The sequence below is a fragment of the Pseudomonas guariconensis genome (genome assembly GCF_024127895.1).
GTDB classification, from domain to species: domain Bacteria; phylum Pseudomonadota; class Gammaproteobacteria; order Pseudomonadales; family Pseudomonadaceae; genus Aquipseudomonas; species Aquipseudomonas guariconensis_B.
Genome location: NZ_JAMYBK010000008.1, coordinates 105,630 through 117,683, shown reverse-complemented (window position 1 = coordinate 117,683; position 12,054 = coordinate 105,630). Strand labels below are relative to the sequence as shown.

Below are 12,054 nucleotides of genomic sequence, written 5' to 3'. Positions count from 1 at the left end.
ATCCGATCAGTGCAGTCTTTGCGCTATTCATTCGAACGCTTTTGCCTAGACTGGGCTCCAACGACCAACGATTGTGTTCCGAGGAGCTCACCATGGGCCTTTTGATCGACGGCCGCTGGCATGACCAGTGGTACCAGAACAGCAAGGACGGCGCCTTCCAGCGCGAGAATGCCCAGCGCCGCAACCCGCTGCCCGCCGCCGAAGCCGGGCGCTACCACCTGTATGTGTCGCTGGCCTGCCCCTGGGCGCACCGCACCCTGATCTTTCGCGCCCTCAAGGGCCTGGAGCCGCTGATCGACGTGTCGGTGGTCAGTTGGTTGATGGGCGAGCAAGGCTGGACCTTCGACCAGCAACAGGGCTCCACGGGCGATCAGCTGGACGACCTCCAGTACCTGCACCAGCGCTATACCCAGGACGACCCGCACTATACCGGGCGCGTGACCGTACCGGTGCTGTGGGACAAGCAGGAACAGCGTATCGTCAACAACGAGTCGGCCGAGATCATCCGCATCTTCAACAGTGCCTTCGACGAACTGACCGGCAACCGCCTGGACCTCTACCCCGAGCCGCTGCGTGCGACCATCGATACGCTCAACGAACGTATCTACCCGGCGGTGAACAACGGCGTCTACCGTGCGGGCTTCGCCACGACACAGGAGGCCTACGAGGCCGCGTTCGACGACGTGTTCAACGAGTTGGATCATCTGGAACAGCTGCTAAGCCGCCAGCGTTACCTGGCTGGCGAGTACCTGACCGAGGCCGATGTACGCCTGTTCACCACCCTGGTGCGCTTCGACGCGGTGTACCACGGCCACTTCAAGTGCAACCTGCGCCGGCTCGCCGACCACCCGAACCTGTCCAACTGGTTGCGCGAGCTGTATCAGTGGCCAGGGGTGGCGGCAACGGTGAACATGGCGCATATCCAGAAGCACTACTACATGAGCCACAAGACCATCAACCCGAACGGCATCGTGCCCAAGGGGCCGCTGCAGGATTTCAACCTGGCGCATGACCGCGAGCGCCTGCCAGGCCGTGGTATCTGGCAGGGTCGTTGAAATTTCTGTTCTGGCCGAAGGACTTGTCGCGCGTCAATCGCGCATGAAGCCGCCATCCACATCCATGATCTCGCCGGTGACGAATCCCGCCTCCGCCGATGACAGGAAACACACCGCCGCCGCAATGTCTCGCGGCGTGCCGGCGCGCCCCAGCGGCATCTGGGCCAGCACCTGGGCCCGGGCCTGGGGCGCCAGCACGCTGGTCATCTCGGTGTCCGTCAATGCTGGCGAAACCGCATTGACGGTCACATCGAAGGGCCCGGCCTCACGCGCCAGGCCCTTGGTCAGCGCAATCACCGCGCCCTTGGCCGCCGCGTAGCAGCTGTTGCCCAACAACCCGCCGCCACGCTTGCCGGCAACCGAGGCAATGTTGATGATGCGCCCGCCGCGTCGTGCCATCATCCCCGGCAGCACCGCCTTGACGCAGAAGAACACGCTATTGAGATCAATCGCCATGACCCGGTTCCACTCCTCGGTCGTCAACTCCAGCAGCGGTGCAGTGGAAACGATGCCGGCGTTGTTGACCAGGATATCGACCCCGCCCAAGCGCCGCTCGACCTGATCGACCATGGCCCGCACCTGCTCCTCGTCGGCCACATCCACACCCAATCCAAGCGCCTGGATACCTTGTTCACGCAATAGGCCGGCGGCACGCTCGACGGCTTCCGGGTCGAGGTCGGCCAGGGCCACCCGCGCACCGCAGTGGCCAAGCGCCACGGCGATGGCGTAGCCGATGCCGCGCGCAGCACCAGTGACCAGCGCGGTGCGGTTGGCCAAGGTGAAGTTCAGAGGTGCATAGACAACAGGGGCATTCATAGTTGTTTTCCCTTGATGTGGACGAAGCCAGGCCCACCCCCTGCATCCCAGGGGGCATGATGTAAAAACAGCGATAACGATGGATCAGGCGCTGCGGCAGGCACCGAGTGCCAATTGCTCCTTGAGCGGCGGGATATCCAGGCGTCGCAATACCCGATATAACGACGGCCGGCAGATACCCAGCTCACGGGCCGCGGCAGACATGTTCCAACGACAGGCCTGCAGCACCTCGAGCACGCTGGCACGCTCGTCGCCCGAGCGCTGCGGGCGGATTGGCGTGACGTTCGGCAGCGCTGGCCGGGGCACGATGGCAGTGCCGCCCAGTTGCGCCAGGAAATCTACCGGCAGGTCGCCACGCTGGATTCGCGTGCCTTCCATCACCGCGCAGGCGTAGCGCACCACGGCGCGCATCTGCCGCAGGTTGCCGGGCCAGGCATGGCTCAACAGCAACGACCATGCTTCAGCGCTGATCACCTGGCGTGGATCGCGGCCGGGCAACTCGTGGGCGACCATGTTGCACAACAACTCGCCACGGTCGCTGCGCTCGCGCAACGGCGGCAAGTGCACGACGCCGGTGGCGATACGATAGAACAGGTCCTCGCGGAAGCTGCCATCGGCGACCCGGGCCGCAAGGTCCTGGTGAGTCGCACAGACCAGCGCGAAGTTCACCGGCAGGCTGCGCTCGCCGCCCAACGGGGTGACCTCGCGCTCGGCGATCACCCGCAGCAGGCGGGTCTGCTGCTCGTAGGGCATGTCACCGATCTCATCGAGAAACAGCGTACCGCCGTCGGCCTGTTGCACCTTGCCCTTCTTGCCGCCAGGCAGCGCCCCGGAGAAAGCGCCGCGGGTATAGCCGAACAGCTCGCTCTCGATCAGGGTTTGCGGGATCGACGCACAGTTGAGCGCCACCAGTTGCGCGGCACGGCGCTGGCTGTGGGCATGCAGGGCGCGGGCAAGAATTTCCTTGCCGGTGCCAGTTTCGCCGCGGATCAACACGGCGATGCCGCGCTCCATCAGGCGCAGCGCACGGCGAAAGGCCTGGCGTACCTGAGGGTCGCTGTCATGGGCAATATCGGTTTCGGGCACTACGGGGGTGGGAGCAAGCACAGCAGGTTCGGTCAGCGAGGGCATCAGCGTCACCTTTTGTTGTTCTATAGCTCGTGACTATGTCGACGGGCAACGCTTATGGCGTTGCCGAAGCCGATGGGGTGTTGCACTTGCACATTAGGGAGGCTCACTTATATTTTCCAATACATAATCAAGCATCCATTGATACCTTTGCGAGCATCATGATCGAACTCCGCCACCTGCAGTACTTCCGTACCCTGGCCGAGACCCTGCACTTCGGCCGTGCCGCAGAACGCCTGCACATTTCCCAGCCACCGCTGTCGCGGCAGATCGCCCTGCTGGAAGAGGAGCTTGGGGTCAAGCTGTTCGATCGTTCGCGCCGGCGCGTGGAACTGACCGAAGCCGGGCAGCGCTTCTACCTGGACACCGGCACGGTGTTCGCCGCCTTCGAGCAGGCCAAACGCAACGCCCTCGCCGCAGCCCGCGGTGCGGCCGGGGCTCTGTCGGTCGGTTTCATGATGTCCACCGCCTACAGCATCACCCCGGCCATCACCCGGCGCTACGCGGCGCTGTATCCGCAGGTCGACCTGAAACTGACCGAAACCCTGCCGCTGGACCTGGCCCAGGACATCAGCAGTGGCAACAAGGACGTCGCGATCATGTACCGCCCCCAGGACTGTTCGGGGCTGGAGACCATGACCCTGTACCGCGAGGAAATGACCCTGGTCTTGCCACCGGCCCATCGCCTGGCCCAGCGGGCGATGGTCGAGCCCCGTGACCTGGCGGGCGAGAGCTTCATCATCGTTCCTCGGCGCATCGCCCCGGCCCTGCACGACATGATCTGCGGTTACTGCCTGCAGCACGGCGTGACGCCGAACATCGGCATGGAGATCAACATGCAGCAGACCATCGTCAACCTGGTGGGCGAAGGCCTGGGGGTGGCGATAGTGCCGCGCTCGATGCGCAACATGCGCCTGGCCAGCACGACCTTCCGGCCACTGCGTGATGCGCCGGTGATCGAAGTGGTGGCGGTGTGGAAGGCGGATAACCACAACCCGTGCATTGCCACATTCGTGGAAACGGCGCGGCAGGCTGGGGAGCAGGCGACACAGGAGGACGACGCACGGCGGGCGCTCGAACATTGACCGTGAGTGGGCAATAGGGATTCTTAGAAAAAACTATCGTCGCAACGGTTCCTGTGGGAGATCACCCAGCCCTTCGGGCTACGCTGTCGCGCAGAGGACAGGGACCGAAAGGGCTGGGCAATCTCCTACAGTGGCTCAGCTCAGATCTCCAGGATCCCCGAAGCCATGAACCCGCCATCCACCGGGATCACGTGCCCGCTGATATACGAGGCATCTTCCGACGCCAGGAAGGCCACCGCCCCCGCCATCTCCGCCGGCGTTCCGTAACGGCGCAGCGGCACCGCCCGGGCGTAAGACTCGCGCGTGGCCGCCGAATGCAGGGTTCGGGTCAGCGGCGTATCCACCGGCCCTGGAGCAATGCCATTGACGGTGATGCCATGCTCGGCCAATTCGATGGCCATCTGCCGGGTCAGGCCGATCACCGCCGCCTTGGACGTGCCGTAGGCGGTACGCCCCATGCTCGCGCGCATGCCACTGATCGAGGCGACATTGATCACCCTCCCCCAGCCTTGCTCGCGCATCAGCAGGGCCGCCTGCTGGCTGCACAACAAGGTGCCGGTCAGGTTGATGTTCATCACCCGCTGCCAGCCCTCCAGGTCGGTCTCCAGAAACGCCTGGGTGCGGGCGACACCGGCATTGTTGACCAGTACATCGCAACGCCCGCAGCGCGTACGCAGGGTGTCGAACAACACAGCGATGGATTGCGGGTCACCGATGTCGATGACCATGGCCAGGGCATCGATGCCCTGGGCCTGCAGCCCCGCCGCCGTTTCTTCGGCTGCCGCCAGGTTGATATCGGCCACTACCACGGTGTGGCCATCGTGCCCCAGGCGCTCGGCGATGGCCGCGCCGATGCCCATCGCCGCCCCGGTCACCAGGGCTACCCGGCCCTCGGCCGGCCAGTTGATTGTGGTTGTCGCAGCTTGGCTCATGATAGGACTCTCTTAGAGGAAACCAATGGAAATCCACGGGAAACAGGCGACGATCACCAGGGCCACCAGCAAGGCCCCCAGATAGCCCCAGACCCTGCGAATGACATGATCGGACGATGTCTTGCTGATGGCGCAAGCGGCATAGAAGCCCACCCCCAGCGGTGGTGCGAACAGCCCCACACCCATGGCCAGGATCACCACCATGGCGTAGTGCACCGGGTGGATGCCGAGCATTTCGGCCAGCGGGAACATCAACGGGCCGAACAGCACGATGGCCGGGATGCCTTCGAGCACACTGCCCAGCACCAGGAACACAATGATGGTGACGAACATGAAGCCCAAGGTGCCGCCAGGGATCTCCTCGATCAGCTCGACCAGCGAATTGGAGAAGCCCGACTGGGTCAGCGCCCAGGCCATGGCCGAGGCCATGCCGATGATCAGCAGGATGGCCCCGGACAACGCCGCAGCCTCGAGCAGCATCGGGTACAGCCTGCGCCACTCGATATGGCGCATGAACAGGTGCATCGCCAGGCCGACCAGTACCACGTAGGCCACGCCGATGGTCGATACCTCGGTGGCGGTGGCCGCGCCCTCCAGCACAGCGACGCGAATCAGCAATGGCAGGGCCAGCGCCGGCAAGGCGATCAGGAAAGTCTTGCCCACACGCGACAGCGGCGCGCGTTCGATCCTGGGCCCCTGCTCCTTGCGCGAGCGCCACCAACACACCACCGCGATGGCCACGGTGGCGACCACCGCCGGCATCAACCCACCGATGAACAGCGCGGTGATCGACACACTGCAGACCGCACCAATGGTGATCAGCACCAGGCTCGGCGGAATGGTCTCGGTCATCGCCCCGGTAGCCGACAGTAGCGCCGCCAGTTCCTCGGGCTTGGACCCGCGGCGTTTCATCTCCGGGAACAACGCTGGCGCCACAGCCGCCATGTCGGCCACCTTGGAACCAGAAATACCGGAGACCAGGAACATCGCACCCAGCAACACATACTGCAGGCCACCGCGCACATGCCCGAGCAGCGAGGCCATGAAGTCGATCAGGGTACGCGCCATGCCGGAGAGCTGCAGCACCACGCCCAGCAGCACGAACAGCGGTACCGCCAACAGCACCATGTGCGACATGCCTTCATCCATGCGTCCGACCACGATCGACAATGGCGCATGGGTCGCCAAGGCCAAGTAGGCCATGGTCGCGGTGCCAAAGGCGAAGGCGATGGGGATGCCGCCGAACACGCAAGCGCCCAGCAGCACCAGGAAGAACACCACCAGGTTGTAGTTGCCCATCTGCTCCAGCAGCGGCTGTGCCAACCACAGCACGCCTGCCACCACCGCCACCACGCCCAACCCGGCCATGAACTGGCGCACGGTCGAGTAACGCGCCATGCGCGCCACCGCCGCCAGCAGCATGAGCACCGCGCCCACCGGCAGCGCCGCCGCGCGCACGCCATCGGGAATGCCCAAGGCCGGCGTGGTGATCCACATCTGTTCATGGGAATGCTGCATGGCGGGCGAGATGATCAGCGCCACGAACAGACAGACGATCAGCGCCGACAAAGTTTCACTGAAGCCGCGCCAGGCAGCGGGCAGCTTGTTGACCACCGCCGACATACGCATGTGCTCGCCGCGGTCCAGCGCCAGCACCGCGCCGAACATCGACAACCAGATGAACAGCGACGACGCCAGCTCATCGGACCAGATCAACGGGCTGTGCAGCACATAGCGCGCGATAACACCCGCCAGCAGCACCAAGGTCTCTATCACCATCAAGGCGACGGCGATCACCCCGACCACGCGCATGGTCCAGGTGTTCAAGCGGATCAGCACCCGGGCCGGCAGGCGCTGTGGAAGGTTGGAGGCCGTGACCGCTGGGGCGCTCATCATGCCAGCTTCCCGGAGAACTGCTCGAGAATGGCCCAGGCTTCATCGCCGAACTTTTCGTGCCAGTGCGCGTAGTAGTTACCGTTGCGCAACTTCTCGCGGAACGGTTCGGCTGGTGCTTCGACCAGCTCCAGGCCTTGTGCCTTGAGGGTATCGCGGGTGCTGCCTTCGAGCTTGGCGAGGTCTTCGCGCTGGGCCAGCACCGCCGCGTCGATGTGCTTGCGCAGCACCGCCTGGAGCTCGGCCGGCAGGCGGCCGATGGAGGCGCTGTTGCCAAGCATCCAGAAACCGTCCCAGACATGGTTGGTCAACGAACAGTACTTCTGCACTTCGTAGAGCTTGGCCGAAGCCACCAGGGTCAACGGGTTTTCCTGCCCCTCGACGATGCGCGTCTGCAAGGCCGAGTAGACTTCAGCGAAGTTGATGCTGGTCGGCGCGGCGTCCAGGGCACGGAAAATCGACATGATGATCGGGCTGGGCGGCACGCGCAGCTTCATCGCACGCAGGTCGTCGGGGGTGGCCACCGGCCGGGTACTGGTAGTGGTGACCCGGAAGCCGTTGTCCCACATGCGTTCGTAGGCGAACAGCGTGCCGGTCTTGGCGATTTCATTGCGCACATGGGCGCCCAGCGCGCCGTCCATGGCGCTCCACACCTGTGAATAGTCCTTGAAGGCAAAACCCACCGCGCTGATCTGTACCGAAGGCACCAACGTGCCAAGAATCACTGGCGACAGCGAGAACAGGTCGACCGCGCCGGAACGCACCTGGGCCAGGGTGTCGGTGTCGCTGCCCAACTGGCTGCTGGGAAACACCTGCACGCTGAGGGCGCCGTTGGTTTCTTCCTTGATGGCCTTGGCCATCTCCCGGGCGCGGATGTTCATCGGGTGGCTGATCGGCAGGTTGTTGGCGAACTTCAACTTGAAGTCCGCGGCGCGGCTGCTGCCGCTGTACAGGCCCAGACCGGCGGCAGCGACGGCGGCCGATGCCATGGAGGCCGTCTTGATGAAGGAACGGCGGGTGAAATCGCTCATGAAGCTCTCCTGACCTAGTTGTTCTTATTGATCGAGTTGCTGGAATACGGCGACGGTGACGTTGTTGTTAGCAATACGAGTGCCACCCCTTTGCAAGGTGCGGCCATGCCTGTCGCCGAATATGCCAGGATTCATTCAAGCCTATGTTTTGACGAAAGAATTTATTTATCTGCGGCTGGCGAGCGCACCGCTGGCTTGACACCCGATGTGCCGACGGGAAGTGACAGGTGTCTCCCTGAACTGTCGCCTGCTCGGCAAAGGCGACACCTGTTCGATGCCCAGGGCTACCGTGCGAACCCCTGGGTTGGCGGCAAAGCCGCACGCCAGAGGCCTGCCCGGACCTTGGCACCGCCCTTGCTATCGACCTCGCAAACCACATCAAGCGAGGACGCACCTCATGGATTCGCCCGTCATCCGCGGCTGGTACCACTCCCCCTTCGGCAAGTTCCCCGAGATCGACCCCGAGCAGATGATGGCCGACGCCGCCATCGGCGCGCTCAGCCATGCGGGGCTCGAGGCCGAGCAGATCGACTCGGTCCACGTCGGCCACTTCAACGCCGGCCTGCTCTACCAGGACTTCCCCTCCGCACTGCTGGCCAATCACCTGCCAGCGCTGCGTTTCACCCCGTCGGTACGCCTGGAGAACGCCTGTTCCACAGGTTCGGCGGCGATCCATTCGGCGCTGCAGGCGGTGCTCAGCGGCCACTCCCGGCATGCCCTGGTGGTGGGCTTCGAGAAGATGAACGGCCTGCCGACTGCGGAGGTCGGTCGCATCCTCCTCAAGTGCTGCTATGCGCGCGAAGAAGCGCAGATCGAAAACGGCTTCGCCGGCGTGTTCGGCAACATCGCCAGCGCCTATTTCGCCCGCCATGGCGACCAGTCCGACGCCCTGGCCATGATCGCGGCGAAAAACCACGCCAATGGCGCACTCAATGCCTTCGCCCACATGCGCCGCGACTTGGGCTTCGACTTTTGCCGCACACCCTCGGAGAAAAACCCCTTCGTCGCCGGCCCACTCAAGCGCAGCGACTGCTCGCTGATCACCGACGGCGCTGCGGCGCTGGTGGTCAGCCGTGCCGACCTGGGCGATAGCCAGCGCAACACCGTGCGCTTCCGGGCCGCGGTGCAAGTCAACGACTACCTGCCGCTGTCGCGCCGCGACCCTACCGTGTTCGAGGGCGCCGCACGCGCCTGGCGGCAAGCCCTGGCCCAGGCCGGGATGACCCTGGCCGACCTGTCGCTGGTGGAGACCCACGATTGCTTCACCATCGCCGAGCTGCTCGAGTACGAGGCCATGGGCCTGGCCGAGCCTGGCCAGGGTGCGCGGGTGATCAAGGAAGGTATCAGCCACAAGGACGGCCGCCTGCCGATCAACCCGTCGGGCGGGCTCAAGTCCAAGGGCCACCCGATCGGGGCCACCGGCGTGTCGATGCACGTGATGGCCGCCATGCAGCTCAGCGGCCAAGCCGGCGATATGCAACTGTCCCGTGCCGACCGTGCTGGTGTGTTCAACATGGGCGGCGCTGCTGTCACCAACTACGTGAGCATTCTGGAGGCTGTGTGATGACCGGTATCGACAACGTCATGAACCTCGGTGAACTGCTGGCGCAAACTGCCCGCCGGCTACCCGACGAACCGGGGTTCATTCGCGGCCACCAACGCTACAGCTGGCGCCAATTGCTCAACCGTGTCGACAGCGTGGCCGCTGCGCTGCGCGCCAAGGGGCTGGGCAAGGGCGACCGCCTGCTGGTGCATTCGCGCAACAACCTGCAATTGTTCGAGAGCGCCTGGGTCGCCTTCCGCCTGGGCATGGTCTGGGTACCGACCAATGTGCGCATCACACCGCCCGAGGCGGCCTACCTGGGCAGTTCCAGCGGCGCGGTGGCGATGCTCTACGACGAAGGCTTCGCCCACTACGTGGACGCCGTTCGCGAAGCCTCGGCGGCGTTGCGCCTGGTGATCGCCATCGGCACGCCGCGCACGGGTGAGCTGGGCTACGACCAACTGCTCGACCAGGGCGCAGCGCTGCAGCCCAGCTTCCGCCCGGCCGAGGTGCTCTATCACGACCCACTGTGGTTCTTCTACACCTCAGGCACCACGGGCCACCCCAAGGCTGGCGTGCTGACCCACGGGCAGATGGCATTCGTGGTCAACAACCACCTCGCCGACCTCATGCCGGGCCTCACCCAGCGATCCCGCTCGCTGGTGCTGGCACCGCTGTCGCATGGCGCCGGTATCCACGCGCTGGTCAACGTCGCCCGCGGCGCTGCCTGCATCCTGCCTTCCAGCGACCGGCTGGACTGCGACGAGGCCTGGCGGCTGGTGGAACGACACAAGGTCGACAACCTGTTCACCGTGCCGACCATCGTCAAGATGCTCACCGAGGATGAAGCGGTCGCTCGCCATGATCACAGCAGCCTGCGCTATGTCATCTACGCTGGCGCGCCCATGTACCGCGCCGACCAGTGCCACGCCCTGCGCACCTTGGGCAAGGTGCTGGTGCAGTACTACGGGCTGGGCGAGGTGACGGGCAATATCACCGTGCTGCCCGCCGACTGCCACGATGCCGAGGACAGCCCATGGGCCAAGGTCGGCTCCTGCGGTTACCCGCGCACCGGTATGCAGGTGGCGATCCTCGACGAGCAGGGCAACGAACTGCCCACTGGCAGCGATGGCGAGATCTGCGTGCGCGGCCCGGCGGTGTTCGCCGGCTACTACGACAACCCGCAGGCCAACGCCGCCTGCTTTCGCCATGGTTGGTTCCACACCGGCGACCTGGGCCATGTCGACGAGCAGGGTTACCTGTTCATCACCGGGCGCGCCTCGGACATGTACATCTCCGGCGGCTCGAACGTCTACCCACGCGAGATCGAGGAAGCACTGCTGACCCATCCGGCGGTCAACGAAGTGGCGGTGCTCGGCCTGCCGGACGAAAAATGGGGCGAGTGCGGTTGCGCGGTGATCGTCACCACCGAGCAGGTCAGTGACGAACAGTTGCTGGCTCACCTGGAGCCGCGCCTGGCCCGCTACAAATGGCCCAAGCGCTTCGTGCGCTGGAAAACCATGCCCAAATCGGGCTACGGCAAGATCGTCAAGAAGCAGATCCGCGCCCTGCTCGATGCCTGCGAGGAGCCTGCCCTATGACCCCGCACTTCGAACAGCACGCCGGCGTGCGCCATTTCATTCACAGCGGCCAACCCAAGCAGCCGCGCTTGCTGGACTGCGAAGTGGCCGATTGCGAGGAACTGCGCATCGTCCTGCCACAGGCCTGCAACGTCGCCTCGGCCTTGCTCGAGGCCCTCAGCGGGCACAGCTACCGCAGCGCGGTGGGGCGCATCCTGTGTGGTACCGCGGCGCGGTTGAGCTATCACCGCATGGTCACTACCCGCGACACACAACGCCCGTACGATTATGGCCGCCCGGTGGAGCTGGACGGCTGCATCACCTTCATCAGCGGTGCACTGACCGTGGGTCGAGATGCCCGCGGCGCCCCCTTGCTGCACTGCCACGCCGGCTTCATCGACCGCCACGGCCAGCAACACGGCGGCCATTTGGTGCTCGACCGGCTGGTGGTCGGCAGCGACCCCCTGGTGCTGCGCCTGTGCCTGTTCGAGCAGGTCGCCTACCAGGTACAGCCCGACGCGGAAACCCACTTCAACCTGCTCCACCCGGTGTTCCAGGAGGCCTCATGAACCTTGCAGCGAGCCAAACCGAGTCCCAGGTACAGAGCGGCCGCCTGGGCCGCCTGGTGGTGGCCCGACTCAAGCCCAACGAAGACATCATCGACAGTGCCGAAGCCCTGTGCGCAAGCCACGGCATCCGCCTGGCCGTGGTCCGCGGCGGCCTGGGCAGCCTGATCGACGCCCAGTTGCACTACCTGGGCCACAACGGCATGCAGGCTATCCATGTGCCTGGGCCGGGGGTGGAAATCCTCAGCCTCAGCGGCGAGATCGCAGCCGGTGAAAGCCGCCTGCAGGCGGTGGTTGCCGATGCCGATGGCAATATCTTCGCCGGCCGGCTGCAAAGAGGCCGCAACCTATCGTTCATCACCGTCGAACTGACCCTTCAGGAATGGCTGCCTGACTGACCCCTACCCAACGTCACACCCTGGGCG

General features: G+C 64.9%; 11 protein-coding genes. 6 read left to right on the top strand and 5 right to left on the bottom strand.

The window, feature by feature from the left end:
* Positions 1-92: 92 nt before the first annotated feature.
* Positions 93-1,055, top strand: a complete 963-nt coding sequence (locus NJF35_RS11420) for a glutathione S-transferase family protein (RefSeq protein ID WP_225789207.1) — start codon at positions 93-95, stop codon at positions 1,053-1,055.
* A 33-nt stretch (positions 1,056-1,088) separates the two neighbouring features.
* Here the strand turns inward: NJF35_RS11420 and NJF35_RS11415 are convergent, their stop codons facing one another.
* Both NJF35_RS11415 and NJF35_RS11410 read right to left on the bottom strand, forming a co-directional pair.
* Positions 1,089-1,871 carry an SDR family NAD(P)-dependent oxidoreductase gene (locus NJF35_RS11415; RefSeq protein WP_225789206.1) on the bottom strand — a complete coding sequence of 261 codons (783 nt, stop codon included), beginning with the start codon at positions 1,869-1,871 and terminating at the stop codon, positions 1,089-1,091.
* A gap of 84 nt (positions 1,872-1,955) precedes the next feature.
* Positions 1,956-3,002 (bottom strand): sigma-54-dependent Fis family transcriptional regulator, encoded by a 1,047-nt coding sequence (locus tag NJF35_RS11410; protein WP_225789205.1) that lies wholly within the window; start codon positions 3,000-3,002, stop codon positions 1,956-1,958.
* Positions 3,003-3,160: 158 nt separating this feature from the next.
* Here NJF35_RS11410 and NJF35_RS11405 point away from each other — a divergent pair, with 158 nt between their 5' ends.
* On the top strand, positions 3,161-4,084 hold the full coding sequence (locus NJF35_RS11405) for a LysR family transcriptional regulator (RefSeq protein WP_225789204.1): 924 nt from the start codon (positions 3,161-3,163) through the stop codon (positions 4,082-4,084).
* Positions 4,085-4,224: 140 nt separating this feature from the next.
* Here the strand turns inward: NJF35_RS11405 and NJF35_RS11400 are convergent, their stop codons facing one another.
* Genes NJF35_RS11400 through NJF35_RS11390 form a run of 3 tightly spaced genes read right to left on the bottom strand, consistent with a single transcriptional unit; the run spans position 4,225 to position 7,940 of the window.
* The gene (locus NJF35_RS11400) at positions 4,225-5,016 is read right to left on the bottom strand and encodes an SDR family NAD(P)-dependent oxidoreductase (protein WP_225789203.1); all 792 of its coding nucleotides are present in this window, start codon (positions 5,014-5,016) and stop codon (positions 4,225-4,227) included.
* A 12-nt stretch (positions 5,017-5,028) separates the two neighbouring features.
* On the bottom strand, positions 5,029-6,912 hold the full coding sequence (locus NJF35_RS11395; protein WP_225789202.1) for a TRAP transporter large permease subunit: 1,884 nt from the start codon (positions 6,910-6,912) through the stop codon (positions 5,029-5,031).
* Positions 6,909-7,940, bottom strand: coding sequence for a TRAP transporter substrate-binding protein (locus tag NJF35_RS11390; RefSeq protein WP_225789201.1), 1,032 nt, complete (start codon positions 7,938-7,940; stop codon positions 6,909-6,911). The genes NJF35_RS11395 and NJF35_RS11390 overlap by 4 nt, the downstream gene beginning before the upstream one ends.
* 397 nt (positions 7,941-8,337) lie before the next feature.
* Between NJF35_RS11390 and NJF35_RS11385 the strand changes: the two genes are divergently transcribed.
* The 4 genes from NJF35_RS11385 to NJF35_RS11370 are packed head-to-tail and all read left to right on the top strand — an operon-like array spanning position 8,338 to position 12,027.
* Positions 8,338-9,504: an acetyl-CoA acetyltransferase gene (locus NJF35_RS11385; protein ID WP_225789200.1), complete on the top strand. Its 1,167-nt coding sequence runs from the start codon at positions 8,338-8,340 to the stop codon at positions 9,502-9,504.
* Complete coding sequence (locus NJF35_RS11380) at positions 9,504-11,084, top strand: acyl-CoA synthetase (RefSeq protein ID WP_225789199.1); 1,581 nt, start codon at positions 9,504-9,506, stop codon at positions 11,082-11,084. Before NJF35_RS11385 ends, NJF35_RS11380 begins: the two co-directional genes overlap by 1 nt.
* Positions 11,081-11,632 (top strand): hypothetical protein, encoded by a 552-nt coding sequence (locus NJF35_RS11375; protein ID WP_253091047.1) that lies wholly within the window; start codon positions 11,081-11,083, stop codon positions 11,630-11,632. Before NJF35_RS11380 ends, NJF35_RS11375 begins: the two co-directional genes overlap by 4 nt.
* A complete protein-coding gene (locus tag NJF35_RS11370) occupies positions 11,629-12,027 on the top strand; it encodes a PPC domain-containing DNA-binding protein (RefSeq protein ID WP_225789197.1) in 399 nt (132 codons plus the stop codon). The genes NJF35_RS11375 and NJF35_RS11370 overlap by 4 nt, the downstream gene beginning before the upstream one ends.
* Positions 12,028-12,054 lie beyond the last annotated feature (27 nt).

Coding starts and splice junctions, on each gene's coding strand:
- NJF35_RS11420 (WP_225789207.1), top strand. CDS start 93: ATGGGCCTTTTGATCGACGGCCGCTGGCATGACCAGTGGTACCAGAAC.
- NJF35_RS11415 (WP_225789206.1), bottom strand. CDS start 1,871: ATGAATGCCCCTGTTGTCTATGCACCTCTGAACTTCACCTTGGCCAAC.
- NJF35_RS11410 (WP_225789205.1), bottom strand. CDS start 3,002: ATGCCCTCGCTGACCGAACCTGCTGTGCTTGCTCCCACCCCCGTAGTG.
- NJF35_RS11405 (WP_225789204.1), top strand. CDS start 3,161: ATGATCGAACTCCGCCACCTGCAGTACTTCCGTACCCTGGCCGAGACC.
- NJF35_RS11400 (WP_225789203.1), bottom strand. CDS start 5,016: ATGAGCCAAGCTGCGACAACCACAATCAACTGGCCGGCCGAGGGCCGG.
- NJF35_RS11395 (WP_225789202.1), bottom strand. CDS start 6,912: ATGATGAGCGCCCCAGCGGTCACGGCCTCCAACCTTCCACAGCGCCTG.
- NJF35_RS11390 (WP_225789201.1), bottom strand. CDS start 7,940: ATGAGCGATTTCACCCGCCGTTCCTTCATCAAGACGGCCTCCATGGCA.
- NJF35_RS11385 (WP_225789200.1), top strand. CDS start 8,338: ATGGATTCGCCCGTCATCCGCGGCTGGTACCACTCCCCCTTCGGCAAG.
- NJF35_RS11380 (WP_225789199.1), top strand. CDS start 9,504: ATGACCGGTATCGACAACGTCATGAACCTCGGTGAACTGCTGGCGCAA.
- NJF35_RS11375 (WP_253091047.1), top strand. CDS start 11,081: ATGACCCCGCACTTCGAACAGCACGCCGGCGTGCGCCATTTCATTCAC.
- NJF35_RS11370 (WP_225789197.1), top strand. CDS start 11,629: ATGAACCTTGCAGCGAGCCAAACCGAGTCCCAGGTACAGAGCGGCCGC.